This is a genomic window from Mucilaginibacter dorajii (assembly GCF_024808255.1).
Lineage (GTDB): Bacteria > Bacteroidota > Bacteroidia > Sphingobacteriales > Sphingobacteriaceae > Mucilaginibacter > Mucilaginibacter dorajii.
The window spans coordinates 71,626-97,774 of sequence record NZ_JANTYS010000010.1 but is presented as its reverse complement, the minus strand read 5'-3'; the positions used below and the strand labels follow the sequence as shown (position 1 = coordinate 97,774).

At 43.5% G+C, this 26,149-nt stretch carries 25 protein-coding genes; 11 read left to right on the top strand and 14 right to left on the bottom strand.

Features of this window, described 5'->3' with window-relative positions; genetic code table 11:
• Positions 1-30 precede the first annotated feature (30 nt).
• The 3 genes from FHS10_RS15275 to FHS10_RS15265 form a co-directional block, all read right to left on the bottom strand.
• Entirely contained in the window at positions 31-1,725 is a 1,695-nt protein-coding gene (locus tag FHS10_RS15275) for a GH39 family glycosyl hydrolase (protein ID WP_259091915.1), read from the bottom strand.
• 100 nt (positions 1,726-1,825) lie between these two features.
• Positions 1,826-2,290: a DinB family protein gene (locus FHS10_RS15270; protein WP_259091913.1), complete on the bottom strand. Its 465-nt coding sequence runs from the start codon at positions 2,288-2,290 to the stop codon at positions 1,826-1,828.
• Positions 2,291-2,310: 20 nt separating this feature from the next.
• Entirely contained in the window at positions 2,311-2,991 is a 681-nt protein-coding gene (locus FHS10_RS15265) for a GNAT family N-acetyltransferase (protein ID WP_259091908.1), read from the bottom strand.
• 357 nt (positions 2,992-3,348) lie between these two features.
• On the opposite strand from FHS10_RS15265, the gene FHS10_RS15260 reads away from it, so the two are divergent.
• A complete protein-coding gene (locus FHS10_RS15260; protein ID WP_259091907.1) occupies positions 3,349-3,636 on the top strand; it encodes a hypothetical protein in 288 nt (95 codons plus the stop codon).
• Positions 3,637-3,692: 56 nt separating this feature from the next.
• On the opposite strand, the gene FHS10_RS15255 is transcribed toward FHS10_RS15260, so the two are convergent.
• Positions 3,693-4,115: a UPF0158 family protein gene (locus tag FHS10_RS15255; protein WP_259091905.1), complete on the bottom strand. Its 423-nt coding sequence runs from the start codon at positions 4,113-4,115 to the stop codon at positions 3,693-3,695.
• 82 nt (positions 4,116-4,197) lie between these two features.
• Here FHS10_RS15255 and FHS10_RS15250 point away from each other — a divergent pair, with 82 nt between their 5' ends.
• Entirely contained in the window at positions 4,198-5,949 is a 1,752-nt protein-coding gene (locus FHS10_RS15250) for an SWIM zinc finger family protein (RefSeq protein WP_259091904.1), read from the top strand.
• A gap of 152 nt (positions 5,950-6,101) precedes the next feature.
• On the opposite strand, the gene FHS10_RS15245 is transcribed toward FHS10_RS15250, so the two are convergent.
• The 3 genes from FHS10_RS15245 to FHS10_RS15235 form a co-directional block, all read right to left on the bottom strand.
• Positions 6,102-7,250: an FAD-dependent oxidoreductase gene (locus FHS10_RS15245; RefSeq protein ID WP_259091902.1), complete on the bottom strand. Its 1,149-nt coding sequence runs from the start codon at positions 7,248-7,250 to the stop codon at positions 6,102-6,104.
• Between the two features lie 8 nt (positions 7,251-7,258).
• Entirely contained in the window at positions 7,259-7,861 is a 603-nt protein-coding gene (locus tag FHS10_RS15240; RefSeq protein ID WP_259091900.1) for a TetR/AcrR family transcriptional regulator, read from the bottom strand.
• A 980-nt stretch (positions 7,862-8,841) separates the two neighbouring features.
• Positions 8,842-9,723: a LysR family transcriptional regulator gene (locus tag FHS10_RS15235; RefSeq protein ID WP_259091897.1), complete on the bottom strand. Its 882-nt coding sequence runs from the start codon at positions 9,721-9,723 to the stop codon at positions 8,842-8,844.
• A gap of 87 nt (positions 9,724-9,810) precedes the next feature.
• Here FHS10_RS15235 and FHS10_RS15230 point away from each other — a divergent pair, with 87 nt between their 5' ends.
• The 3 genes from FHS10_RS15230 (at position 9,811) to FHS10_RS15220 (ending at position 12,421) form a co-directional block, all read left to right on the top strand.
• Positions 9,811-11,163, top strand: coding sequence for an MATE family efflux transporter (locus FHS10_RS15230; RefSeq protein ID WP_259091886.1), 1,353 nt, complete (start codon positions 9,811-9,813; stop codon positions 11,161-11,163).
• A gap of 21 nt (positions 11,164-11,184) precedes the next feature.
• On the top strand, positions 11,185-11,628 hold the full coding sequence (locus FHS10_RS15225) for a GNAT family N-acetyltransferase (RefSeq protein ID WP_259091883.1): 444 nt from the start codon (positions 11,185-11,187) through the stop codon (positions 11,626-11,628).
• A 304-nt stretch (positions 11,629-11,932) separates the two neighbouring features.
• Positions 11,933-12,421, top strand: a complete 489-nt coding sequence (locus tag FHS10_RS15220; RefSeq protein WP_259091876.1) for a cupin domain-containing protein — start codon at positions 11,933-11,935, stop codon at positions 12,419-12,421.
• Positions 12,422-12,426: 5 nt separating this feature from the next.
• Here FHS10_RS15220 and FHS10_RS15215 read toward each other — a convergent pair whose 3' ends face one another.
• From FHS10_RS15215 to FHS10_RS15185, 7 genes are all read right to left on the bottom strand, one after another.
• Positions 12,427-13,269, bottom strand: a complete 843-nt coding sequence (locus tag FHS10_RS15215) for an SDR family oxidoreductase (RefSeq protein ID WP_259091859.1) — start codon at positions 13,267-13,269, stop codon at positions 12,427-12,429.
• Positions 13,270-13,710: 441 nt separating this feature from the next.
• Positions 13,711-14,796: an NAD(P)H-dependent flavin oxidoreductase gene (locus tag FHS10_RS15210; RefSeq protein ID WP_259091856.1), complete on the bottom strand. Its 1,086-nt coding sequence runs from the start codon at positions 14,794-14,796 to the stop codon at positions 13,711-13,713.
• Between the two features lie 18 nt (positions 14,797-14,814).
• Positions 14,815-15,192, bottom strand: a complete 378-nt coding sequence (locus tag FHS10_RS15205; RefSeq protein WP_259091854.1) for a nuclear transport factor 2 family protein — start codon at positions 15,190-15,192, stop codon at positions 14,815-14,817.
• 112 nt (positions 15,193-15,304) lie between these two features.
• Positions 15,305-16,051 (bottom strand): SDR family NAD(P)-dependent oxidoreductase, encoded by a 747-nt coding sequence (locus tag FHS10_RS15200; protein WP_259091847.1) that lies wholly within the window; start codon positions 16,049-16,051, stop codon positions 15,305-15,307.
• A 4-nt stretch (positions 16,052-16,055) separates the two neighbouring features.
• On the bottom strand, positions 16,056-16,274 hold the full coding sequence (locus FHS10_RS15195) for a tautomerase family protein (protein WP_259091845.1): 219 nt from the start codon (positions 16,272-16,274) through the stop codon (positions 16,056-16,058).
• An 11-nt stretch (positions 16,275-16,285) separates the two neighbouring features.
• Positions 16,286-16,831: a YceI family protein gene (locus tag FHS10_RS15190; protein WP_259091843.1), complete on the bottom strand. Its 546-nt coding sequence runs from the start codon at positions 16,829-16,831 to the stop codon at positions 16,286-16,288.
• A 146-nt stretch (positions 16,832-16,977) separates the two neighbouring features.
• Complete coding sequence (locus FHS10_RS15185; RefSeq protein ID WP_259091841.1) at positions 16,978-17,550, bottom strand: Crp/Fnr family transcriptional regulator; 573 nt, start codon at positions 17,548-17,550, stop codon at positions 16,978-16,980.
• A gap of 182 nt (positions 17,551-17,732) precedes the next feature.
• Here FHS10_RS15185 and FHS10_RS15180 point away from each other — a divergent pair, with 182 nt between their 5' ends.
• From FHS10_RS15180 to efp, 6 genes are all read left to right on the top strand, one after another.
• Positions 17,733-18,476, top strand: a complete 744-nt coding sequence (locus FHS10_RS15180) for an SDR family oxidoreductase (RefSeq protein WP_259091840.1) — start codon at positions 17,733-17,735, stop codon at positions 18,474-18,476.
• A gap of 280 nt (positions 18,477-18,756) precedes the next feature.
• Entirely contained in the window at positions 18,757-19,296 is a 540-nt protein-coding gene (locus tag FHS10_RS15175) for an RNA polymerase sigma factor (RefSeq protein WP_259091836.1), read from the top strand.
• Between the two features lie 85 nt (positions 19,297-19,381).
• Positions 19,382-20,422 (top strand): FecR family protein, encoded by a 1,041-nt coding sequence (locus FHS10_RS15170; RefSeq protein ID WP_259091835.1) that lies wholly within the window; start codon positions 19,382-19,384, stop codon positions 20,420-20,422.
• 139 nt (positions 20,423-20,561) lie between these two features.
• Positions 20,562-23,762, top strand: coding sequence for a TonB-dependent receptor (locus tag FHS10_RS15165; RefSeq protein ID WP_259091834.1), 3,201 nt, complete (start codon positions 20,562-20,564; stop codon positions 23,760-23,762).
• Positions 23,763-23,783: 21 nt separating this feature from the next.
• Entirely contained in the window at positions 23,784-25,364 is a 1,581-nt protein-coding gene (locus tag FHS10_RS15160) for a RagB/SusD family nutrient uptake outer membrane protein (RefSeq protein ID WP_259091832.1), read from the top strand.
• A gap of 163 nt (positions 25,365-25,527) precedes the next feature.
• Positions 25,528-26,088: an elongation factor P gene (gene efp / locus FHS10_RS15155; protein ID WP_259091831.1), complete on the top strand. Its 561-nt coding sequence runs from the start codon at positions 25,528-25,530 to the stop codon at positions 26,086-26,088.
• Positions 26,089-26,149 lie beyond the last annotated feature (61 nt).

The following is a 26,149-nucleotide window of genomic DNA, read 5'->3' as shown; positions in this document are numbered from 1 at the left end:
AAGATAGCAACGCTTTTATATTCTCATCCCTTACCACCTCACCACCAACAACGCCACGCCCTGTCTCGGCAAATTAATCGCGGTATTTAACCGCCCTGCTTTTACCTGTAGTTTTACAGGTTTACCAATAGTTTGCAATTGCCCGGCTTGTTCCAGTTGTTTTATTTGCTGTTCAGTTGGTTTTTGTGGCGATCCCATCTTTTTCCATACTTCGTATGAATTGCTGTGCTTATCGTCTATGCGGTATTGGGTAATTGATGCGGCTGTGGCTGGGATATCATTAAGGGTGACGTTTACAGTTTTGCCCGCGTTTTGAATATCATCGTCGTGATAATTCCAGATCATTACGGTAGCTTCCTTTTTATCTTTCGCGGCAAGTGCGCCAATGTCAGTGCCTTTGCCGCTTAACCCCGAATCAATAACGGTTTGCAGCGGGTGCATTTCATCGGCAATTACCTTTACCCTTTTGCCCTTCATCATCCCAAACATCCGGAACACGTTCAATACCGGTTTATCAACGCCATTGGTGGCCAGGTCCCTGAAGCCATAAAACCAGGGCTGGTTTTCAAATTCAAACGACCACGACACCGCGCCCATAAAGTTTACGCCCAAGGAGTCGGCCAATTGATACTCTCGGGCAAAGGAGGCCGCGGTATAGCTGGAATACATGGTGCCGTTGCGATACGCATTTTGCGGGTTAGTCGCCATACCGCAAGCCGCGCAACCCTCAGGATCAGATTCACCAATCACTATCGGGAGGTTCTTGGTTTGGGGGTATGATGCCACAATTTTAAAACCCTCCATAATATCGCGCAGCTGTGGTGCCATGTTCATACGCACACGGCCATCAATTAACGTAGGCTGGCCTTTGGCATGAAAAGAGAGGACTTCCAGCGGCGTGCCAATTTTACCGGTTGCATAATTGGTATCGGCTATGCAATGTTCAATAAAAGCCCTTAAAAACTTCATCCCGCTTTTGCTCGATCCGCCGGCAATTTCCGGTCCGCCTATTTTGGCGGTTGGTAATGCCCGTTTCAGACCATGGGCGGCATAATCGTACATCTTAAAAAACTCTTGCATGGTGCCTTTCCAGTAACTGATGTTCGGCTCGTTCCATATTTCCCAGTACCAGCTTTCAACTTCCTTTTGGCCATAACGGGCAACCTCATGTTTCACCCATTGGTAAATGAGTTCTTCCCATTTGTTGTAGTCTTTGGGTGGATAAGCCCAGCCGGTGTAAATGTCATTGTAATCGTCGCCAGGTTTCCAATGGTGCCGGTACGGTTCGGGATGGGTTGACAGGGCCTGGGGCATAAAGCCAATTTGGGCATAGGGCTTAATGCCGCGTTTAATGTAAGTATCAAAAATACTATCCACCAGGTGCCAGTCATAAACCGGCTTGCCGTTGGCATCTTCGGTGTAAGCGTTGGTAGAGCCCCATTTAAGGGCCGCCTCGCCATCGCCGGTTGTAAGCAAATTATGCACACGCAGATGCACAGGCCCGGGGCTCAAAGCGGCTAATTCGGTAAGCAGTTTGCGGCCATCTTTCATATAGGTATAGTTTGGCTCGTCGTGCCCAAACCATGCCCAAACGGGACTCATATCGCCGGTTTCCTGTTTTAAGTTAACGGTTATGGAAGCGGGTTGCTGCTGCGCCCTTGCCGGCATAAAATAGCATAAGCCACCGGCCAATACACCGGCGATATACCCCAAACTGATTTTCATAAATGTAAATTATAGGTTGATAATGGCCTTTTTAAGTGTGAAAAAGACACGTGTCAATTTACAAATATTATCAGGAAATAAAACAGGTATACAACTAAAATTAATTACTGTTTGCCAGCTGAAATATGCTGAATAAATGATGCGCCTCGTGTAAAACAAAAAACTCGGCCCATTGCATAATGTCGAGGGTGCCATACCTTGGATGCACGCCTGTTAAGGCTAATTCTTCATCGCTCAACCCATTGAGCAGCGCCAGGATCTTTGCCCGGTTTACGTCGTAACCTCTTAATAAATCATTTAATGAAGTAAGTTGATAGGCTGGAAACTCGCTGTCTTCATCGCCTTTGTAGGCACCAAATTGTACGCCCGGTGTATCCAGTATCTGTTGCATGCGATCGATAAAAATTACCTGGTAACGGGCAAGGTGGGCAATTTGGTCATGAATGCTCCATTTGCCGGGTGCGGGAGTACTAATCAGTTTTTCGTCGCTTATATGATCAATAATAGGCGTTAAAGCTTTGTATTGTGTTTGCAGGCGCTGGGAAAGGGAATCGTAAATTTTCATGATTTATCTGGATTGCTCAGTTATACTTTTTTTATGGCGCAAATGCACATCTCTTTGCGGGTTACAAAACCCAGTTTTTCATATAGTTTAATTGCACTTGCATTATTGGTTTTTACGTGTAAAAACGGAATGCCGCCATCTGCCTGTATCAAACGTACCTGGTGCTGTATCAAACGGCTGGCATAGCCTTTCCCCAGGTGATCGGGATGGTTACATACGGCACTTACTTCCATATAGGGCAGGGGCTGCATTCGCCGGCCTGTCATGGCTATCAATTCACTGCCCTCAAAAATGCCAAAGTAGTTACCAAAATCAATAGTACGGTTAAAAAACGGACCAGGGTTGGTTAGTTTGGTTAAAGCCAGCATGGCCGGGATGTGTTTATCCTGTAAAGCAGTAAATTCAATATCGGTAACCGCCGGTGGTGTGGACTGCTCATACACCATTTGCAAAACCGGTATCGGGTCAATAACCTCCCAGGGTTCGGGAAACTCCATTTCATCGGGCTTAAAAACAGCCACAACAGTGTTGGCCGGCAAAAGCTCATAAAGAATATGGAAGTTTTCTGTGGAATTTGATGCTATCGCCGCAAATGGCGATACGTCTCTTTTAAAATATTGGGCCTGGTCGTTACCTATGGAAAATGCTTTATTGCCGGTGCTTAAAGCATTCCATATGGGGTTATCAAGTATGTGCTGCATGGTTTATAGCTATACAATAATCTTTTATGCTATTTACACTCAAAAAATTATTGGCTTGCTAAGTTCTGATAATTCTGTTTACAAAAAATAATGAAGTGTGTGAAACAGGTCATATTTCCTTTTTATTAGTGTTAGCTAAACAGGACATGTGGATATACTTTATTTACCCGGATGTAGCTATAAATGAGGCTGTTTGTTTTTGTTAACACTTGTTCAGGAAAAATAGGCCTTTTATGAAGAATGAATGAATTAATTATTTGGTAATGAGCTGATTTATAATTTTTTGGTTTGATATTTGTTTATGTAGAAAGCTATCATCTTCCTCGACTTTACGTTAACGCTTTAAAACAAATGGTCATGAAAAATAACAAAAAGCTACTCAATAACGCCCTAACCAGCATGGTGATCAATCTGCACGACCAGGGATACACCGATGATTTTTTAGCAACCAAAGACGAGCAATTGTTTTGCATCCAGGATTGCGAAAACTACTCACTGGCCGATTTAAATATCAGGGTAATTGACCAGGGGTTTGACCAGTTTAGTAATTCCTATAAATATATTCACACCATCGAAACCTGTAATGGCTCAAAAGGGTTGCTGTTTACAGATCTTGTACTGGCCGATGCGGAGGGTGTTAACTAAAAAACTTAGATGGCAAAAGCCTTATCTTCAAAATGATTTTTTCTGAGATTGGAATTCTACCCAATCTGTTCTTTTACGTACTCAATACCTCGTGCCAACTTATATTTAAACCACTGCTCGCGTAAATCGGGGTAATAATGTAGCAGGTGATTAAAATTGCCGAATGGTTTCTTGCGCGATATGGCATCAATGAACTTGTTGTGCGTGGGTATGTAATTAATGCCGGCAATAAAATCTTCCATAACTTTAAAAGCCTCGCGGCTGCTCATGGCCTCAAACCGTTGGTAGTCGCCATAATTTTCATCAATCTTATCTATAACCTCTGCCCATGGTTCTTCATCATAGCCGGGGTTCTTGAGTTCATCAGGATAATAATCCATAGTACCTGTAGGTTTGTGATAAAAGCAAACCATCCCCATATCCAGCATTTCGGCAATATCTTTTATAATTTCGGGGGTTATTTCTCGTATTAAATGCATAAACGTAATTTAGTGTTTTAATAGATTTGTATTACGATTTAGTACAAAAGTATAAGTTTACCTTAATAGTTTTAACAATTAGATGATATCAAACGGGAATGCATTCAGCCTGCAAAATTTTGAAGAACAGGTAAGTAAAATCATGCTGCAAAGAGGACAGGAGTATTATGAAGCAGGAGCGGTTGAGGACCTGGAAGATAATGATGGTAAGTGGACCGCCGAAGTTGAAGGATCTGAAACGTATGCGGTATCGGTTACACTGAAAAAGGATGACAAAATTGTACAATATTATTGTGATTGCCCCTATGATGGCATGATATGCAAACATGTGATAGCTGTTTTATATGAGATTAGAGATGAGCTGATCAAGCGCATCGCGGTTCCCAAAAAAGGATCGAAAAAGAACCAGTTTGAAGATTTGCTGCTAAAGATCAGCGCCGGTGAGTACCGCGTGTTTATTAAAGATTACGCCCCAAAGAATAAGGATTTTAAATTGGCGTTTGAGCTGTTTTTTGCAGATAAAGACGGGCGTATTGATACCGGTAAATTATATACCGATATAATTAAAAAACTCATTAAAAAATATACTGGTAAGGGGTATATGGACTATCGTTCGTCGCAGAGTTTTGCCAAAGAGGTTAACCAGTTAGTTGATAAGGGTTTTGGCTTTGCTGATAAAAAGAACTTTGTAGAAGCTTTTGTAATAGCCACGGTGGCGTTAAAAGAAATGATACAGGTAATTACCTATTGCGATGACTCCAGCGGCGCTCTGGGCGATGCCCTTATCAATATAACGGAATTGATAAGCTCAATAGCTTTAGGCGACGATGCCATTATGGATATGAAGGAGCGGGTGTTTGGATTTCTACAAACGGAGCTTACCGATGGGATTTACTTTGATTATGGTGATTTTGGGTATGAACTGATGGATATTTTTCAAACCTTAGCCGAAGAGATAAATAAACATGAAGAATTTTTAGGTTTTATTGACGCCTGGCTACCCAGGTTAGCCAACCGCAACAGCAGGTATCAGGAGGACTTTTTTGAAACCAGTAAAATTGAATTTCTTAAAGCAATAGGAAGGGAAGAGGAAGCCGGGGAATTGATAGTGCAAAATATGGAAATTGTGGAGGTAAGGCAGGCCGAGGTAGATAAAGCAATTGATAATAAAGATTTTATACTGGCTAAAAACCTGGTTGGGGAAGGTATTGGGATAGCCCAGGAGAAAAAGCATCCCGGCACAGTTACGCAATGGGAAAAACAGCTACTAAGGATAGCCCTGTTGGAAAACGATTTATTATTGGTCCGCAAGTACTATAAGCAATTTGCCTTTGACTCCAACTGGTTTAGTATAGATTATTACAGAATGTTAAAAGCAACCTACAGCGCGGATATCTGGCAAGGTGTAATTGAAACCACTATAAAAGATATCACTATAAAAACCACAAAAAAACATGGTGGCAGTAAATGGGAATCACTTAACAGTAGCTTGCTTTCGGCGCTTTCACCAATTTACATCGAAGAAAAATTTACCGACAGGTTGTTTGAACTGGTAAAACAAGAAACGGATATTGACCGGATCATGAAATACCACAACGACCTGGTGTTTACCTATGCCGCCGAGCTACTGCAACTCTATATCCCTGCCCTGGAAATACAGGGCGACAATGCCACCGAACGGAGTAGATATGCGCAGCTTGTTGGTAACATGAAAAACATAATGAAGGCTTTTCCTCACGAAAAAGAAAAGGTTATTGCAGTTGCGAAAAAGCTGAAAGCGAAGTACCCAAGGAGGCCGGCAATGTTGGATGAATTGAAAGCAGTGTTATTATAGAAATAGTTTGATTCTTTTGTTTTTGTAGAGACGCATCACATGCGTCTCCCGCGCGCAAATCAACCTTACAAATCTGAAATGAAATGCAAAAATTAGTTCTGTACAGTTGGAGATACATGTGATGTGTCTCTACAGTGAAAACTGATTGCAGATTATTCCCCATTAAACATCGCTATCATATTAGCAATCGCATCCCGCGAGTGCAGTGACTCGGTTTGTTCTAACGTAATCTGTCCAACCTCGGCAAATCTAACCAGCATCTGTTTTTCATAAGCTGCTATGGCCGATTTTACATCTGTGTACTCATCGCTTAAAAGGCATTCGGCCAATTCCAACGCATCTAACATGGCCATGTTTACACCTTCGCCCGCATAGGGTGGCATCAGGTGTGCGGCATCGCCAAGCATAGTAAGGTAAGGTTGGGTTTCCCAGGTTTGATTCAAAGGCATGCAATATTGTGGACGGGGGATAAATGCCGAACTGGCATTTTCAAAAAGCTCGCTCCATATGCTATCCCAACTTGCAAAATCTTTTTTAAACCAGGCTAATACCTGGGCCTTATCGGCAAAGTTGATTCCACTTTCCTGTACCCAAAACTCGGCGCATTTAAATCCCACATAAAATGCCAGGCTGCCATCGCCTTTTGAACTCACTATCAGTGTTTTTGAATCGCCCATGGCAAATATTTTGCCGCTCTTTAGTAGCTCATGGATTTTAGGGCTGTTGATTGCCGAATCATATACCGCGCCTTCAACCGCGGTTACTCCGGCATAAAAAGGTTTGATAGGAGTGATGTACGGGCGGATTTTTGAGCTGGCCCCATCCGCGGCAATCACAATATCGGCATGAGCGGTTGTGCCATTTTTAAACTGGAGTTCAAACGCGTCGCCCTGCGGTATCAGTGCGGCAAAGTTGCAATCCCAAACTACGGTATCCGGCTGCAGGGAGTTTAATAAAATTTCCCGCAGCGGACCGCGGTCAATCTCCGGACGGCCATGCTCATCATCACCGTCAAAAACGTCTTCATATATGATCCTGGCGTTTTGGTCAGTTATCCGCAAATGATCGGCACCGGGGCGGTAGTTAGCTTTAAACTCTGCCATCAGGTTGGCCTTGCGTAAAGCTTTTAGGCCCGATTCGTCATGCAGATCAAGCGTGGCGCCTTGTACCCTTACACTCCGGTTTACATCGCGCTCGTAAACTTTTACGCTGGTGCCGTTCATTTGTAAGATCCTGGCAAGTGTAAGGCCACCCGGGCCGCCGCCTACTATAGCTATATTTTTGTTTTTAATGGTGTTCATTTGGTTGGTTATTTATTGTTGATTAAGCCTGCTATTACTACCTCGCAGCATTGCATAATCACCTCGTCGGTTATGATCTGTACGGGCCGTGTGGTATGGTCAAAGTATTCGTTTACCAAATCTATCAAGGGCGACATCAGCAAAGCCCTGAGCACATCAAAAGGAAAGCTTTTGATAACACCCGCATCGGCATTATCGGTTAAAAAGCGATGTACAGGGGCGAAGTACTGCCCCTGTACAATGTTTTCCTGCTGATATGCCTTATTAAGCAAGGGCGACGACTTGCTGTGCTGCAACAAAGCAAAGTGCGAACGGTTGTTTTTTAGATAGGTAAATGTATTCATCCACAGCTTTTTGGTGCCGGTGCTAAAATCCATGCCGTCAGTAAAACCATTTAAAATGGCCGCTTCATAAGGCTCCAAAACCTCGTGGATGAATAGCTTTACCAACAGGTCTTCCTTGTTCTCATACTTGATATAAATGGTACGGGGTGAAATGTTAGCAGCCTTAGCCAGCTTTTGCATGGTTAGGTTTTCCAATCCTTCATTGGCAATAATGTCAAGCGCCATGCTGCGGATAGCTTGTTCTTTTTCGAGATTTTTTGGTCGCATACCGGTTTAAATCCAGGTTGAATAAATTATGATACAATAATAAGTAAATGTTTATTTACTTAAAAAGGTTAATTTAATTCATGACATTATTTTTACTGATGGGTGCAAGGAAGGGGATTGTTAAAGCAAAAAAAGTCGTCATTGCGAGGGGGGGGCTTCATGCCTACCCATGACAAGTCCACCATGTCATTGCGAGGAACGAAGCAATCTCATGCTCTACAGGGCGAATCTGCACAGTTCGCGATTGCTTCGTTCCTACCCATGACGTTTTTTAAAAAATGTTTGTCGTTCTGAGAAGCTGTTTAAAAACGGTTCTGGAAAGATATTACAGTCAAAAAAATCGCATTGCTTCGTTGTTTACGTTCATAATGATGTATTTCGTTTTCTTGGTATCGGTAGAACGTTGGAGACGACTCACCCCGGCAGCGCTTCGCTGGCAGACCCTCTCTCCGGCTGAAGCCGCAAAGAGGGTAAAAACTGTTTTTATTTTCCGCCCCTCTATGCGACGCAGTCGGAGAGAGGGGAAGACGGGCGTAGCCTCGTCGGGGTGAGTCGTCTGCGCCTTGTTCACGTCATGCTGTCCTTCAGATATCGAAAATCTTACCAAAGGCAGTAACAATCTATTTTTCTTATTTTTAAACAGCTTCTGAGGAACGAAGGATCTTCTTCGCCTTGCTAATTGCAGACTTTTATAGTCAAGAAGATTCTTCGTGCCTCAGAATGACAGCGTGGAGAGGGTAGTTCTTACGTCATTTCCACCTTCACAGTCCGCGGATTTTACAACTCGCAATGACATAGCCCTATATTGTCATTCCACCTTCAGAATTTCGCGAAATTTTACAACTCAGAATGACAAATTTTTTACGTCATTTCCTCCTTCAGATGCAAGGATTTTATAGCTCACAATGACGATTTTAATTGTACTATCTTTTCGATCAGTTCTTAAGAAGTTATTAGTGTATTTATCCCATGGAGATAGTTTATCTGCCACTATCCGCCATCTGCTCTATCACCTGCAACACATTTTTCAATACCGGGCTTTGGTCATCGGTACGCCAGTTTACGTACAGATCGGTACTAAAGGGTAGCTCAATAAACCGGATGCCGGGTGTTTGATGATGGATATAGGATAAAGGCAGAATGGATAAACCCAGGCTTTTGGCTACCAGGCCGAGTATAGTCGACCCAAAATCTGAATGATATACGGTATGAGGTACGCAGCCCATGGTATCGAAAAAATCCTGCACTATATTGCGGTAGCTGCTGCTATGGTCAACTATTGGCAGGATGAATTTTTCATTTTGAAGATTGTGAGGGGTAATATCGGTATAGGTATGGTATTGATGGTCATCTGGAACCAGCATAGCCAGTTGGTCGCTGTTTACCCTCATCGAACTGATATTGGCCAGTCGATTAATATCGCGGGTAAAAGCAAGGTCAATCTTATATTCCTTAATAAATTCCTGTTCGTTTTCATATAGCAGCTGTACCAGCTCGATCTGCAATTCCGGGAACCGCGCGGAAATTTTGCCAAGCAGATTGGGTAACAATGACGATGAAATAGAATCCGGATGGGCTATTTTAATGGTGCCAGTTTCGCCATCGCTTATCTTTTTGGCAAACAGGTGAATGAATTTCAATTCATCGAGCATTACCGCCCATTTATCCCTTAAAAAATCGCCGGCTGGCGTAAGCTTCACGTTTCGCTTGTTTCGCTCAAATAGTACCAGTCCCAATTCTTCTTCTAACGACTGGATCTGCCTACTTAACGCCGACTGCGTGATATTCATTTTTTCGGCTGTTTTCCAAAAATGCAGTTCTTCGGCAAGCTTCAAAAAGTTTCTTATCTGCTGTAAATCCATTTCATTAATGCGTTAAAATCATTAGTTAATCAAAAATGAGCATTTTTTAGCATTTGTTTCGCCCTTATCTTTGAACCGTAAACAACAATGAAAATATTAGCGCCATATATTAAGCACTACAAAAGCAATATCAGGCTTGCGTTCCCGGTGATGATCACTCAATTGGGGCATCCGCTGGTGGGCTTTTCATCGTCGGTTATATTAGGGCATTTCGCAGGTACCATTCCATTAGCCGCCCTGGCGCTTTCAAACGGCTATTTTAATTTGTTGATGATCATCGGTATTGGCATATCATATGGCTTAACGCCGCTTATCGCGCATGCTAATGGCAGTCGTTATTATTTCCTTTGCGGCAGGTTACTGGCACATAGCCTGGTGGTAAATATCCTTACCGGTTTGTTGCTGGTAATTGTAGCCCTTAGTGGTTCGGTTTTTATGCTCGACCATTTGGGGCAACAAAGTAATGTGGTAGCACAGGCCAAACCTTTACTGCTGTTAATGGGCATCTCATTATTGCCGTTAATGGTATTTTTAACCTTCAAACAGTTTGTAGAAGGCTTGGGCCTAACCCGCCAGGCCATGCAGGTAAGCTTGTGGGGCAACGCCATCAATATTGTTATAGGCATTGTACTGGTAAAAGGGATGTTTGGTATAAGCCCAATGGGCGTAAAAGGGGTAGGCATTGCCGCCATTGCCGACCGTGCCATTATGGCTATTGCCATGGCCTGGTACGCCATAAAAAGTAAACGCACCCGGCTGTACGTGCGCGGTTTTTCGTTACTCGGTTTAAAACTCGACTTGTTTAAAAATAATTTAAGATCGGGCTTGCCCATCGCTTTACAAAACGTGTTCGAGATCAGCGCGTTTAGCGCGGCGGTGTTCATGACGGGCTGGTTAGGTGCTGCGCCCCTGGCAGCGTACCAGGCCACCATGATCATGGTAGCTATGATCTATTATGCTGCCTGCGGGATAGGAACAGCGGCCGCAGTCAATACCGGCTTTTTCAGGGGACGGAAAGAACCACAACAGGTACGTTTTTCAGCCTTATCCAATTATCACCTCGTTATTGCTTTTCACCTGCTTACCGGGCTTACCTTATTTGTTTTTCGTGGATTTTTATCCCGGTTTTTTTCTGCCGATGCCGCGGTGATAGCCATGGTGATCCAATTGCTCATCTTCGCTTCTATTGTGGAAGTTTTTGATGGTCTGCAAATCATCGGCTTAAGTGTTTTACGGGGCATGGGCGATGTAAGATTTCCGACGCTGATTGCTTTTGTGGCTTATTGGCTGATTGCTTTGCCGCTGGCCTATGTGCTTGGCTTGCATACCCACCTTGGTGTATTTGGTATTTGGGTGGGGCTTTACATCGGCTTAGCGATTGCCTCGGCTGGTTTGTACCTGCGTTTTAACCGTTTATCAAAACAAACTTTATCTTATTAAACCATACTATATATTTATCACATGGAATTTTCAACCGTAGTTAAACCGTTCGATGAACTTACACCCGCCCAGCTTTATGCCATATTAAGGCTTAGAAACGAGGTATTTGTAGTGGAGCAGAACTGTGTTTTTCAGGATGCCGATAATAAAGACCCGCACTGTAACCACTTGATGCTTTTTAACGAGGGCGAACTGATGGCCTATGCGCGGATTGTGCCCGCGGGTGTAGCTTATGAAGAAATGTCGATAGGACGGGTAGTTACCAGCCCCAAAGCACGTGGTACCGGCGCGGGTAGAATTTTGATGACCAAGGCCATTGAACTATGTTATGAAATTTTAGGTGCGGGCCAAATCCGTATTGGGGCTCAATGTTATATCAAAAACTTTTATGCTTCATTGGGTTTTGTAGAAACCGGGGACCCTTATGATGAGGATGGGATTTTGCATATTGAAATGGTTAAGTAAGAATGCGGCATTTGCCTAAATGCCGGCTACGACTCACCCGGTCTACGCTTCGCTGGACCACCCTCTCTCCGGCAAGCCGCAAAGAGGGTTAAAAAAACAAAAATTCTCCTTCCCTTCTATGCGGCGCAGCCGGAGAGAGGGGTGACAAGCGCAGCGATGTCGGGGTGAGTCGTCTGCGCCTTGTTCACGTAATGCCTTCCATCAGATTCTGCTGATTGGAACCCGACGGTTATTTTTTTTCTGTCATTAAAAAAAACTATTTTAATTGATTTCTTACTTTCACCATAAAATAACACCATCACCTATGGAAAACGCCGCTTACTGGATAACGCATTTGCAATTACAACCGCATCCCGAGGGCGGTTATTATAAAGAGGTATTCCGTTCCGCTCAATTGGTTAACAGGCAACACCAGCCTGAGGTGGTAAAAGAGGCCCGCACATCCATTTATTACCTGTTGGAAAGCAAAGATTTCTCGGCCTTTCATCGCCTGTCCTCTGATGAGATCTGGTATTTTCATAAAGGCGATCCGTTAGTGATTTATGCCATTAACAGCGATGGTGCATTAACAACTCACGAATTGTCAGATGCACCTTCGGGTAGTTTATCCATTGTCATTGAGCCTGGCATTTGGTTTGCCTCACAGCCTATGGTTAAAGATGGATTTTCATTGGTAAGCTGCGCCGTAGCACCCGGTTTTGATTTTAGTGAATTTGAAATGGGAGGTAAAGAAACCTTGCAATCGCTGTTTCCTAAGCACGCCGACCTGGTGGCCAGGCTGTCAAGGTGTTAAATAACTTATGACTGAAAATCGGCCCCCAGGCTTTTTGCTTTCCAACGCTCTGTTTCCGCCGTCATGGCCGAAAGTTTTTCAGTTGCCCGGTGCCAGGCATCGGCACCCATAAAAAAGTGAAGCGGTGGTTCGGGGTTTTCGGCCAGTTCTATGAATAATTCTGCTGCTTTTTCGGGATCTCCGGCTTGTTGCCCATTCATAGCCAGGTAGCGTTCCTGGGTTTTCTTCACAGCCTTATAACCTTCTATTTTACTTTCGGTAAAGGCCAGCGAGTCTTTGGTCAGGAAACCGGTACGAAAGCCGGATGGCTCGGCTACCGTTACTTTAATACCAAACTCCCGAACATCGGCAGCCAACACTTCAGAAAAAGCGGTAAGCGCCGCTTTAGTAGCCGAATAAACCGACCAGCCCGGCGCCCCAACAAACCCGGCTACCGAAGAGATATTTATAAAATAGCCCGCCCCCTGCTGCCGCATAACGGGTAATACACTTTTGGTAACATCAATAGCAGCATGTACATTAATATTAAAAATATCGCGCACTTGCTGCCCGGTAATTTCTTCAACCGTGCCGGCCATGCCGTAACCTGCATTATTAACTACCACATCTATCTGCCCAAAAGCAGCAAGGGTTTGCGCTACTGATTCCTGGATCGAGTCGATATTGGTCAAATCTACCGCCAGAGACAGGAAACGTGTTTTATCACATATCCCAACAGCGTGAGTTAACGAATCGGCGGTGCGTGAGGTTGCGGCTACCCGGTAGCCATTATCCAATAGTTTTTTTACAAGGGTTAAACCCAATCCCTGGGAAGCCCCGGTTACATACCATACTTTTGATGAGTTCATTGTTTTAATATTTTAATGAGTTATTTAAAGAGCCTGTTTAAACTTCTTTGAAGAATATTTTATATGATTTATGAGGCAAATATTCAGCCTTCAGCCAATCAAATTCGGGCGAAAAGCGGTTTCTCTCGTCCTGAGAAAAGTCTACTCTTTTAATGAATAGTCCTGTATTGAGTTTACACTTTTCTAAAGGTAGTTTTAGCCTTAAATGCTATTAAGTAACTGATAGTGAGGAATAAAAGCGTTCCACCTTTGTGCTTTTTGAGAAAGTGTAACTTGCTGACTGTCAATATAAATGCGTTCCAAAGCGTTCCACGTGTTCCACCCGTTCCGGTGGAACGCTATATAGATGGATCAGCCTAAGCAAATAAAAAACTTCAGGGGTTTAGTAGGCTTTCTTTATTTTTAAACATGCTTTACGCTGATTGCTTTTCTTATGATTACTTAAGCTTTTAGGTCGTTAAAATAATCGTTGGTTTCCTGCAATATGGCCTGCATCAGTTCGGCGGCTTTGGTATGTTTTAATATAGGTGCTATCTGCCCGCCCCAAAACAAAACCATATCCCATTTTTGCTGCTCAATAGCCGCCTTTCTTATGGCCGATATAAATTGTGTTTGGAAAGGGAACGACAAAAATCCTTTCTCTTTACCCAACAGGTCTTTTGCTAACCGGCTGGTAATACCACGCCCCAACCTGCCGGTAAAAGCACGCGATAGGGTAGTATATTTAGCCGCATCAGAAAACAACATTTGGCGGTGGATTGGTAGAGCGTTTGATTCATCGGTAGCTAAAAAAGCAGTACCTATCTGCGCCGCATCTGCACCTAAGGCTAACGCGGCTGCAACGCCTTTGCCGTTGGCTATACCGCCGGCCGCTATAATGGGCGTTTTAACCTTTTCTTTGATCTGCTGTAACAACACAAAAGTGCCCGTAACCGATGACTCGGCCGAAGCCAGGAACGATGGCCGGTGACCGCCGGCCTCAAACCCCGAGGCAATGATGAGGTCAACTCCTGCCGATTCCAGCAGCAGGGCCTCATCTAAAGTAGTAGCAGCGCCAACGGTTACAATGCCCAGTCTGCGGCATTGCTCCAATACATCGGCCGATGGTACACCAAACATAAAGCTGAACACCGCTGGCTTTAAATGAAGCAAGGCTTCAACCTGGTTTTCAAACCTTGGTTTAAAGGGGGCCGGTTTATCGGGAAAGGGAATACTAAGTTCATCAAAATAAGGTTTAAACAGATTTTGGGTTTGCTGGTACTGCGCATCGCTAAGGTCCGCATCGGCCCCATCATGGTCTGATACCCACAGGTTGATGTTGTAGGGCTTATTGGTAGCGGTTTTAAGCTGTTTATCAACATCAATTATTTCCTGCGGACTTAAAGTGTAGGCACCGTAACCGCCCAATCCGCCCGCGTTTGATACGATAGCTACCAAGTCAATCGAAGAAAGATTACCGCCGAACGGTCCCTGCAAAATAGGGTATTGGATACCCATTATTTGCGCTGCTTTTGTGTTGTACCACATGGCTTGTGTTTTTAAAGGTTATTCTGTAACGTCGCTTATCATTTTATTAACAATGAGCCAACGATTATCTATTTTATGAAACGACAGGAACTCGTGGTAATCAAAATCATACATTTTAACACGTACTTTTGCTATCGCGATAGAATTGATCACGTTGATAGAAATGATCTCGCCCTTAAATGGTTTGCCCGAATCTTTCGGACTCTGACGGTTTTTAACTCCATCAAGGTAGTCAACCAGGGTTTTGGCGTAAGGCTGGCCTTTTACATCGCCAAACAATAAAGTTCCGGCGTTAAAGGTACTGCTTAGCAGGGCAACATCGCCTTCATGAATTGCCTTAAAATAAATATCTAGTGTTTTTGAGATTGCTAATGAATCTTCTTTTGAATTTTCCATGGTGTTTATATTTTTTGATTGTTTATTGCTAAGCTGTTGCCCGCTAAGCAGGCAACAGTTCAGGGTGAATAAGGCGGTAAGCAACAAACATTTCATGATCATTCGTATTAAATTAATTCAGGTTGTGACCTGCAGACATGCCGCCATCCACATTAATAATAGCGCCGTTTATAAAATTGCTTTTGGCAATGGTATAAACCATTTCGGCTATATCTTCAACTTCGCCAACACGGTTTACCAGGTGGATGCCGGCACTTTGATCGCTGTTATCTTCATCGCCGTTCAGGTGCATTGGTGTGCGGATAACACCCGGGGCAACGGTATTAATGCGGATGTTGCGTTTACCAAATTCGGCAGCCAGCTGTATAGTAAGCGAATGGATAGCGCCTTTGCTTGTTAACGGAGCTGTAGTTGGCAGGCCACCCAGCGCGTGGTTAACCAATGGCGTACCGATGTTGATTACCACACCATCATGTTGTTTTAACATCTGGGGAATTACGGCCTGGGTTGTAAAGTAGGTGCCTTTAAGGTTGGTATTTAAAAAAGTATCAAGGTAGGCTTCATCAACCTCCAAAAATGGTTTGGTTCCAAAAATACCGGCATTGTTTACCAGCACATCTACGGAACCAAATTTTTCCATCGCTTTTTCAACCAGGCGGATGCCGGTATTTTTATCGCTGATATCGCCGGCTACCAGGGCAACGTTATCGCCTGCGCCCAGCTCTTCAAAAGCCTTTTGGAGTTTGACGGCGCTTGATGAATTGATCACCACATTATCGCCCCTTTGCAGAAAATATTGGGCCACGGCTAAGCCTATACCCGATGATGCCCCTGTTACTATAACTGTTTGCTTTTTCATTATTTTATTTTTTATCGGCAGTAATGCCTTTTTCTCTTAATACCGAAACCTGTTCGCCTGCATAACCCCAATCGTCAAGGTCAATTTCCTGGATCACTACATGGGTTAAATGCGGGTCTTTATTGAGAACACTACTCATCAAATCGGTAACACCTTTTATGATGGTTTGCTTTTGTTCGCGGGTAACACCTTCACGGGTTACCTCAATTTTAATGTATGGCATGGCTTTAATTTTTAGGCAAACGCCGGTACGGCTTTGGCGGTAATACTTACGTTAAGGTCAAACTCATTATAGATCAGCGTATCGCCAAGATCTTTAAAGAAATTGCCCGAGCGGAACCTCATGTTGTATTTGGTACGGTCGATAACTATTTTACCGCCGGCAGTCAATGCATCGCCGCTGGCATTTAACGAAGCCTCAAAAGATACCGGTTCGGTGATGTCTTTTATGGTTAAATTACCGGTGATGTAGTAGACTGTTGCAGATTTAGCATCAACGTTAGTGATCTCAAGAAATGCTTCCGGGAATTTTTCTGAGGAGAAAAAATCGTCTGATGCCAGGTGGCCTGCAAACTGGGCGTTGGTAGCCGGATCGGTTATATCCAGGATGTTGATAGATGTGGTATCGATAGTGAATTTACCACCGGTAAGGTTGCCGTTGCTAAGGGTTAATGAACCTTTGGTAATAGCAATGGTGCCATTATGCGCGCCGGTTACTTTACGGCCTGTCCATTCAATGTTGCTTTGTGAGCTTACAATTTCAAAATTTTTAGTTTCCATTTTCTTTGTTGTTTAAATCGTTTACTGATGATTTGCGATACAAAGGACGGCACTAAAATCAAGGCGACTACGTGATGTAGGTCACATTTAAGATGGCTGTAAACTAAAAGGCTATTATGTGATGTAGGTCACTTTTAGGGCTATGATCAGGAATGATAAAGCCGGCTTAGGGTTTCCCTTGATACACCTAAATAAGCGGCAATAAGGTGTTTAGGAACGATATTATACAACGCCGGGTATTGTGCTAAAAGTTCTTCATAACGTTTTTTCGCGTCGTTATTCATGAAGGATAACAATCTTTTTTGTGATGCCACATAGCCTTTATTGGTACGCCAGCGAAAAAAATGCTCTACCGCATGTAGTTCTTTACACATCTTTTCCCTATCGCTATTGCTGATACAAAGCACCTCGGCATCGGTTATACAGTCCAGGTTGATGGTGGCTTTGGTATCGCTGTACAGAGCATTAAAATCAGATGCCCACCAGGTTGGCATAGCAAACTGCAGGATGAACATTTTAAGATCGTCATTGATGAAAAAGGACTTGAGGCAGCCCGATAGCACAAAATATTCGCAATCTACTTTATGCCCTTCGGTAATGATAGATTGCCCTTTTTTTAAGTTCTGGTATTTAAAGTGCGAAAAGAAATAGTCAAACTCGTCATTGGTTAGGGTGATGGTTTTGGCGATGTGTTGTTTTAATATTTCTTTAGGCTCCATTTTTTTAGGTAGATGATACTAAGCATAAAATTAACGGCAATTGTTGAAATCAACAATTATAAATGATCGGCTGGTTTATTTAGACCGAAATTTTTTTGATCTCGATTTTCGTTTTTACCATTTGTTAAGTGGATGCGGCTCGATCTGCAAGACCTTTGTACCATCATAAAAAAACAAAGATCATGAAAAATCAAGCAAAAGCCCCGTATTCGCTAAATGGCAAAAAAGTAGTTCTTTTAGGCGGAAGTTCGGGCATAGGGTTAGCCACCGCGAAAGCTGCTGCGGAGGAAGGCGCACAGGTAGTAATCATATCGGGTAATCAACAAAGAATTGATAATGCTTTAACCGAACTACCCGAAGGTAGCCAGGGATACGCCGTTAACTTAACCAGCGAAAACAGCATCAAGAACTTTTTTGATACCCTTGGCGGCTTCGATCACCTGGTGTACACCGCCGGCGAAAACCTTACTCTTAACCTGATTGCTCAAACCGATATAGAACAGGCGCGTACTTTTTTTAACGTGCGGTACTGGGGCGCGTTTACTGCCGTTAAATACGCGTCGCCATACATTCAGCCCGGTGGTTCTATTTGTTTAATCAGTGGCACTGCTGATGCACGCCCGGGTGCGGGGTGGTCAATAGCCAGCAGTATTTGCGGCGCTATGGAAGGTTTGGTAAGGGCTTTGGCCGTTGAACTTGCTCCCATCCGGGTGAACAGCGTGGTGCCCGGCGTTATCCAAACCGCCCTGTGGGACAGCATGCCCGAAACCGACCGCGAAGGTTTATTTAAGGCAATGGAAGATACCCTTCTGCTAAAACGTGTTGGCCAGGCCGAAGATGTAGCGCTTGCTTATGTGTACCTCATGAAACAACAGTTTGGTACAGGGCAAAACATTACGGTTGATGGAGGGACGGTTTTGGTGTGAGGTTATCGTATTAAAATAAAACTTCCCCCCATCATTTAAAACCTATAATGCCTCTTCATCAACAAATATGAAGGGGCTTTGCAGGTAAATTATATCAGTCAGGTCTGGATAAATACCAACAGATCTGCATTAATTGTTGCAGCCGTTGTTGTTGGCATGAGGGAGGCCTGGGTATGGGATCAGATATCTCGCATGCCGGTAATTTTAGCGGCAAAGCTTAATAAAAACTTAACATTCCTGATTTAACCCGGTAATAGCTTAGTTTTATTATTGCCCCTAAATGGAGGATATAGATTTAATTGCAAGGATCAATGCTAACGATAGGGAAGCATTTAATGCCTTGTTTTTGAAATACTATGCGCTATTGATAGACTTCTGCAAGTACATGGGCGCCAAACCCGAAGATGGCAAAGATGTGATTGCCGATGTGTTTTTGGACCTTTGGGTTAAACGCGAAAAACTACAGATCAACAGTTCCTTAAAGTCATATTTGTATGGTGCGGTACGCAATAAGTTGTTCACCCTCAGTGGTAAAGCTATGCAAATGCAATTACTGCCAGAGGAACATGCTTACAACCATGCCGCTGCCGATGAACTGCGCCCGGATGAAATATTGCTGCGGAAAGACCGCAAAATGTTGATAGAGCGTTTTATAAATGAACTGCCGGAGCAAGGTAAAGTGATTTTTTTAATGAGCTGGCAGCATCAGCTTGACCACCACGAAATTGCCCAGATCCTTAATATCTCTCCCAATACGGTGAAAACTCACCTGTACCGTGCTTTAAATTATTTCAGGAAACGCATTCTGTTTGTTAAATAATTTACACCAATGTTACCATTGTATTAATTCGTAAAATGATGTAATCAGATAATGCTTTTTTTAAGACTTACTTAAAATGGCATACATGGATGAACATCACTACTTGCTGATCATAGCATATCTTGAGGGGCGAAGTACTGAAACGGAAACGCAGTATTTACTGCAAAAGGTACAGGAAGAACCGACATTTTCTGAAGCGTTTGAGGACATAGCCGAAATCTGGTCGGCCAGGAAACCGTTGCCAGATAAGGGAGGGGAAGCTCATGATGTTTTAGCCGGTTTAAACCTTAAGATCGACGAGCTTGAACCAAGGGAAAGCTTTACCCACGCGCCTGAAACTCCCGGGATAAAGCGAACTGCCACCATTGTTAACTTAAGGCGAGCCATTGCCATCGCAGCCGCATTAGTGATTATGGCGGGAGCATTTTGGGTTTATAAAGTGAATAGAAATAGCAACGGTAATACCGGCGCTTCCCTTGCCGAAACCCATACGGGCGTAGGGCAAAAAAGAAAGATCAAACTTCCTGATGGTACCGAGGTGATGCTCAACTCTTCGAGCAGTCTACAAGTTGCAACGGCTTTTGGCAACGATAAACGGGAAGTATATCTGCAGGGCGAGGCCTGGTTTGATGTTAAAAGAGATCCGCAGAAACCTTTCATTGTACATACCGCGCAGGTAGCCACGCAGGTTTTGGGTACGCACTTTAACGTTTCGGCCTATCAAACAGATAGCAATATTGTGGTATCGCTGGTGCAGGGTAAGGTGCAGGTTGATATGGATAATGATCCGGCCAAACGCGTGATCCTTGATCCCGGTAAGCAAATGACCTATTCAAAAAAATCAAAAACAGCAAAAGTAACCGAGTTTGTGACCGATGATATTACCGGTTGGAAGGAAAATAAACTGGTGTTTGATTACGATAGCTGGCCCGATGCCGCCAAAAAGCTGAGCCGCTGGTATGGCGTACCTGTCGAGCTTAAAAACGGTGAGTTGTTGCGTTGCAAGCTTAAAGGCACTTTCGATAATATGCCATTGGCAAAAGTGCTGCAACAGATCAGCATGGTATCTGATATATCGTGGAAAACAGAAGATAAAAAAGTAGTGATATCCGGTAAATGTAACTAAGCAAAAAGGAAGGAAAAACTAATGAAGTAAGGCCCAATAAAAACAATGACAGGTAGCATGATCAGATCACACTACCTGCCCTGTAAATCAAGCTCTCGCCAAAGAGCTCAATCATTTTTAGTAAAACCATTTCAAAAATATGAAAAAATATATATTCTCACTTTTAAGTGTTGTTTATTTACTGTTAACGGTGTCGCAATTTGCTTATGCAGGTGCAATCCGGTTAACAGATTCTGTGACCTGTACCGTACAGGTATCACAAAGATCAATAAAGGAAGTGTTTTCCTTAATCGAAAAACAAAGCGGGTTGCGGTTTATCCATAATGCTACTGAAGCCCAGCTTAGCAAAAAAATAAGCCTCGAAGAAGTAAACCAGCCTATTGACGAGATCCTGAAAAAGATTACCAAACAATCTGGTTTGTCATTTAAACGGGTTGATCAAACCATATATGTAAAAACAGCGGGGAAGTTGGTAAGGGTAGCCGGTAAAGTAACCGATGCCCAAACCGGCGAAACACTGCCCGGCGTATCGGTACATATCAAAGGCACCGAAGAAGGCACGGTTACAAATATCGACGGTGATTATCACCTGGAAGCAGAAGAGAATACTTCCGTATTGGTATTTTCTTTTATCGGTTATCAATCCCAGGAAATTACCGTTTCGGGCGCTACACTTAATGTTGCGTTAAAGGCCGATCAGGCAGCATTGAAAGAGGTTGTTGTGGTGGGCTATGGTAAGCAATCAAGAAAATTGCTTACCAGTTCTATCTCGTCTGTTCAAAATAAAGATTTTAATAAAGGTTCTTTTAGCAACCCCGCGCAGTTACTGCAGGGAAAAATAGCCGGCCTTAATATCACCCGCTCGGGCGACCCGAATGAAGCGCCCTCTATCAGCCTGAGAGGGCCATCTACCCTGCGTACGGATGGTGGCGCACAGGAGCCTTTTTATGTAATTGACGGCGTACCTGGTGCCGATTATCGTTTAGTATCTCCTGATGATATTGTAACTATCGATGCCTTAAAAGATGCATCGGCCACGGCCATATATGGTACCCGTGCGGCAAACGGCGTTATCATCATCACCACCAAAAGAGGCAAAAGCGGTAAGCCAGAAATCGGCTATAACGCTTATGCTGGCGTTGAAAAAATTGCCAACAGCATAAAAATGATGAATGCCGGTCAGCTTAACGACTACTTAACAAAAAACGGACTGTCACTTGATCCGTCTGATCAAAAAGGGGCTAATACCGATTGGCAAAAAGAAGTTAGCCGCACAGGTTCATCACAAAACCACAACGTATCGCTTAGTGGTGGTACCGATCAAACAGTTTACAGCGCGTCGGTTAATTATTTTGATGATAAGGGCATCCTTAAAGGCAGCAAATTAAGCCGGTTAACCAGCAAAGCAGCTATCGAGCAAAAAGGCTTTAACGATCGTTTAAAACTGGGTTTGTCATTCAACAACTCAACCAGTAACTCAGATATTATCCCCAACCAAAACATTGTGTTGTACAATATGCTGCGTTATTTGCCAACAGTACCTGTGATGCAAAACGGGGCTTATACAGAAAACCTGCAAAGGATCCAGTATTACAACCCTGTAGCTTTACTGGCAGATGCCTATCAGCAAACAAAAAGCAAACTCAACTTAATAACCGCGACTGCCGAGTTAAAACTGCCTTTTGGCTTTACATACAATGTTAGCCTATCAACCCAAGATGAGCAGGTTAACGGTGGTGCATATTACAACAGCCAGTATACGCTTGACCAGGGCGTACATGGCGAGGCTTATCGCTCATCATATGAAAATACGCATAAGGTTGGCGAAACTTTTTTGACCTACAACAAAACCACAGGTAAACATGATATTAATGTACTTGCAGGCTACAGCTTACAGCAGGATTTAAACGGCGATGGTTTCCAGGCTAATAACCGTAATTTCCCTACAGATGATATTGGTTACATCAACATTGGCTTAGGTTCACCGGCAGGTGATTTCAAAACCGATTGGGGCCAAAACCTTTACCAGAAGCTGCGTCTCATCTCTTATTACAGCAGGGCAAGATACAGCTACGATAATAAATACTTGTTGCAATTATCGGTAAGGCGTGATGGTTCATCGGCTTTTGGCGAGAACAATAAATGGGGAACTTTCCCATCGGCTTCATTAGGCTGGCGGATCACCGAAGAGTCGTTCATGAAAAATCAAACCTTATTTAATGATTTGAAATTGAGGGCAAGTTATGGTATCACCGGTAACTCATTGGGCTTTAATCCGCTTATTGCCAAAATAAGGTATGGCGCAACCGGCGCATTTTACAATAACGGCGCGTTCACCAACTCGATAGGGCCAACTCAAAATGCAAACCCCGATCTGAAATGGGAAAAAACAACCATGTACAATCTTGGCCTGGATTTCTCTATTTTTAAAGGTAGGGTAAGCGGTACCATTGAGGCTTACGACAAAAAAACCAACGACCTTATTTACAACTACCCGGTATCAACCACCCAGTATTTTGCTGGTACGTTGATCGCGAACGTAGGCTCGATATCCAATAAAGGTTATGAGGTTACTATTGACGCGGTGCCGGTACAATCCAGCAAATTCCGTTGGAATACGTCTATCAACATTGCGCATAACAACAACAAGTTAACATCGCTATCAAACAATGTTTTTAAACTGGATTCTATCCCCCAGGCAGAGCCGGGCGGCCAGGGCGAAACTGGTTATAAAGTACAGATCCTGAAAACAGGTTATCCGGTTGGCCAGTTCCTGTTGTATAAATACGCAGGTAAAAACGCTGCCGGTGTATCTCAGTTTTACAGCCGCAGCGGTGGTGTTACAACTACGCCAACATCAAAAGATTATTATTATGCCGGCAACGCCCAGCCAAAATTGTTATTCGGTTTTAACAACAGCTTTACTTATGGTAACATCGATCTGAATATTTTTATCAGGGGATCATTAGGTGGTAAGGTTTTGAATGCTACCCTTGCCGATTTGAACAGGACCAGCGATGTAAGAAGCTACAATTTGCCGGTTTCTTCGGCAAATGAATCGCCTAAGGATGTTAATGCTTACATCTATTCAGACAGGTATATTGAAAGCAGCTCATATGTACGCCTGGATAATGCCACGCTTGGTTATACTTTCCCCAAGTTTACGCCGGGCATTCGCAACCTGCGTTTATATGTATCGGGCAATAACCTGGTTACGCTAACCGGTTACAAGGGAATTGATCCCGAAGTATCATTAGGCGGCCTTACACCAGGTATCGACAATAAAAACTATTACCCACGTACCAGGGCGTTCCTTTTCGGTTTAAATGCATCCTTTTAAATCATCAATTAAAAAAACGACATGAAAACTACTATAAAAAAAATGTGTGTCACTTTTTGTGTGGCATTAAGCATATCGTCATGTACCAAGGTTGACGTTGCCGTAGAAAACGAATTAACGCCTGCCAATTTCCCAACCACACCACAACAATTTGTATTGGCATCCGGCGCTGCTTACGCCCAGCTTAGGGGCAGCTTTGCGCAATCATACTGGCAAATGCAAACCCTGAGTACCGACGAAGCAATTATGCCGGCCAGGGCAGGTGGCTGGCGCGATGGCGGCAAATACCAGGCACTACACTACCATAACTGGACCGCGGACTTACCACAGGTATCTGATACCTGGACCTGGGGTTTTGGTACCATAAGCACCTGTAACCGGATCATAGCGACTTTTGCATCTACCCCCGATAATGCAACTAAAGCTACTGCCGTGGCCGAGCTTAAAACCACCCGTGCTTTGATGTTTTTCTTTATGATGGATCTGTATGGCAATATTCCGGTGGTAACTACATTTGGTTCGGCAGATAAGCCGGCTACCATGGCCCGTAAAGATGTATTTAACTTTATTGAAAAGGAACTACTGGCTGCTATCCCTAATTTAAGCGAAGTGGTTGACCAAACTACCTATGGCCGCCCTACCAAATTTACGGCTTACGCCATATTGGCCAAAATGTACCTGAACGCGCAGGTGTATACAGGGCAAGGTCGTTATAACGATGTGGTTACCATGTGCGATAACATCAAACAATCGGGCAAATACAACCTGGAGGATGACTATTTAAAAATGTTTTACCCGGATAACGGCCCTAAGGTAAAGGAGTTTATTTTCGCTATTCCTTATGATCACGCGCTGGCGCAGGGCGAACAGTTTTCATGGTATTCTTTACACCCGGCATTGCAGGCAAAATATGGCCTGGCTTACCGGTTAAGTAATCCATGCAGTACTATCCCATCGTATTACGCCCAGTTTAATGACCCTAACGATATCCGCACAAGTTTGTGGCTTATAGGTAAACAATATGATTTTTCGGGTAATCCCATCATCATTAAAACTACCAAAAAAGGACTGGATGCATCATATGCAGGATCGGACCCAACAGCACCTGTGGATTATCAACTTACCTTTACGCCCGATTTGACTTTAGTTGATGTACCCACCTTTGAGGTTGGCGGTGATGAATTAGGCAAAGCAAAAGGCATCCGCAACAATAAATATTACCCGGATGTTACCGCAACAGACCGCAACCAAAGTAATGATGTACCGGTATTTAGGTATGCTGATGTGTTGTTGATGAAAGCTGAAGCTATTTTGAGAGGCGCTACACCAACCAATGGCGAAACCGCTTTATCGCTGGTTAACCAGTTAAGGGCAAAACGTAAGGCGGCTACCTGGTCGTCGGTTAGTTTAGATGATCTTTTGCAGGAGCGTGCCCGCGAATTAAACTGGGAAACCTGGAGAAGAAACGACCTGATCCGTTTTGGAAAGTACGAGCAATCATGGGGATATAAAACAGATGCTGATGTAAATAAACGCCTGTTTCCTATCCCCTCTGCCGAAATTATTTTGAATTCAAAACTGCAGCAAAACACAGGATATTAACCCCTACTGAATATAAAACCGGTTAACTGATACCCCTTACCCGGTATAAAGGCTGTCGGCATTAATTGCCGGCGGCTTTTTTGTTGGGCTATATTTTATTTAGATGATGGGTTTCCATAACTTAATCTATCTTTGGGCTTTAAATTTTTACAATAGCATTTTCATGGCAAAAGCATCTGAAATTAAAGTAGGCAATATATTACGTTACAACGGCGAGCTGGTAACCGTTACCGAAGTTTTACACCGTACACCGGGTAAAGGCGGGGCGTTTTATTTAGATAAGTTCCGTAATATTAAAACAGGCAAAATTGTGGAAGCTCGTTTGGCTACCGACGAGCAGGTAGAAATTTGCCGCGTAGAAACCAACGATTTTCAATATCTGTACGAGGATGGCGATTTTATGGTGATCATGGATAATACATCATATGAGCAGCACAATATTCCAAAAGCGTTGTTTGGTCCGGCTGTTAAATTCCTTAAAGAAGGAATGAACGTTATTGTATCTTTTGAAAGCGAAGAGCCGATCATGGCAACCGCCCCCAACTTTGTGGAATTAGAAGTTACTTATACCGAACCAGCCGTTAAAGGCGATACATCTTCGGGCGCGCTTAAAAACGCCACTACCGAAAACGGTGTAGAAATAAAAGTTCCTCTTTTTGTAAATCAAGGCGATAAGGTTAAAGTTGACACCCGCACCGGCGATTATGTTGAGCGCGTGAAATAACTGGTGATAAAATATCATCATTACAAATACAAAAAGCCTCAAATTGAAAAATTTGAGGCTT

Bases quoted from the DNA above. Each gene is read 5' to 3' on its own strand.
- FHS10_RS15245 (WP_259091902.1), bottom strand. From the start codon at position 7,250: ATGAACACCATTAAAAACAAAAATATAGCTATAGTAGGCGGCGGCCCG.
- FHS10_RS15225 (WP_259091883.1), top strand. From the start codon at position 11,185: ATGGAATTTTCAACCGTAGTTAAACCGTTCGATGAACTTACACCCGCC.
- FHS10_RS15270 (WP_259091913.1), bottom strand. From the start codon at position 2,290: ATGAAAATTTACGATTCCCTTTCCCAGCGCCTGCAAACACAATACAAA.
- FHS10_RS15215 (WP_259091859.1), bottom strand. From the start codon at position 13,269: ATGAACTCATCAAAAGTATGGTATGTAACCGGGGCTTCCCAGGGATTG.
- FHS10_RS15255 (WP_259091905.1), bottom strand. From the start codon at position 4,115: ATGCATTTAATACGAGAAATAACCCCCGAAATTATAAAAGATATTGCC.
- FHS10_RS15180 (WP_259091840.1), top strand. From the start codon at position 17,733: ATGAAAAATCAAGCAAAAGCCCCGTATTCGCTAAATGGCAAAAAAGTA.
- FHS10_RS15250 (WP_259091904.1), top strand. From the start codon at position 4,198: ATGATATCAAACGGGAATGCATTCAGCCTGCAAAATTTTGAAGAACAG.
- FHS10_RS15160 (WP_259091832.1), top strand. From the start codon at position 23,784: ATGAAAACTACTATAAAAAAAATGTGTGTCACTTTTTGTGTGGCATTA.
- FHS10_RS15185 (WP_259091841.1), bottom strand. From the start codon at position 17,550: ATGGAGCCTAAAGAAATATTAAAACAACACATCGCCAAAACCATCACC.
- FHS10_RS15200 (WP_259091847.1), bottom strand. From the start codon at position 16,051: ATGAAAAAGCAAACAGTTATAGTAACAGGGGCATCATCGGGTATAGGC.
- FHS10_RS15275 (WP_259091915.1), bottom strand. From the start codon at position 1,725: ATGAAAATCAGTTTGGGGTATATCGCCGGTGTATTGGCCGGTGGCTTA.
- FHS10_RS15265 (WP_259091908.1), bottom strand. From the start codon at position 2,991: ATGCAGCACATACTTGATAACCCCATATGGAATGCTTTAAGCACCGGC.
- FHS10_RS15205 (WP_259091854.1), bottom strand. From the start codon at position 15,192: ATGGAAAATTCAAAAGAAGATTCATTAGCAATCTCAAAAACACTAGAT.
- FHS10_RS15175 (WP_259091836.1), top strand. From the start codon at position 18,757: ATGGAGGATATAGATTTAATTGCAAGGATCAATGCTAACGATAGGGAA.
- FHS10_RS15165 (WP_259091834.1), top strand. From the start codon at position 20,562: ATGAAAAAATATATATTCTCACTTTTAAGTGTTGTTTATTTACTGTTA.
- FHS10_RS15240 (WP_259091900.1), bottom strand. From the start codon at position 7,861: ATGCGACCAAAAAATCTCGAAAAAGAACAAGCTATCCGCAGCATGGCG.
- FHS10_RS15235 (WP_259091897.1), bottom strand. From the start codon at position 9,723: ATGGATTTACAGCAGATAAGAAACTTTTTGAAGCTTGCCGAAGAACTG.
- FHS10_RS15260 (WP_259091907.1), top strand. From the start codon at position 3,349: ATGAAAAATAACAAAAAGCTACTCAATAACGCCCTAACCAGCATGGTG.
- FHS10_RS15210 (WP_259091856.1), bottom strand. From the start codon at position 14,796: ATGTGGTACAACACAAAAGCAGCGCAAATAATGGGTATCCAATACCCT.
- FHS10_RS15230 (WP_259091886.1), top strand. From the start codon at position 9,811: ATGAAAATATTAGCGCCATATATTAAGCACTACAAAAGCAATATCAGG.
- FHS10_RS15190 (WP_259091843.1), bottom strand. From the start codon at position 16,831: ATGGAAACTAAAAATTTTGAAATTGTAAGCTCACAAAGCAACATTGAA.
- FHS10_RS15195 (WP_259091845.1), bottom strand. From the start codon at position 16,274: ATGCCATACATTAAAATTGAGGTAACCCGTGAAGGTGTTACCCGCGAA.
- FHS10_RS15220 (WP_259091876.1), top strand. From the start codon at position 11,933: ATGGAAAACGCCGCTTACTGGATAACGCATTTGCAATTACAACCGCAT.
- FHS10_RS15170 (WP_259091835.1), top strand. From the start codon at position 19,382: ATGGATGAACATCACTACTTGCTGATCATAGCATATCTTGAGGGGCGA.
- efp (WP_259091831.1), top strand. From the start codon at position 25,528: ATGGCAAAAGCATCTGAAATTAAAGTAGGCAATATATTACGTTACAAC.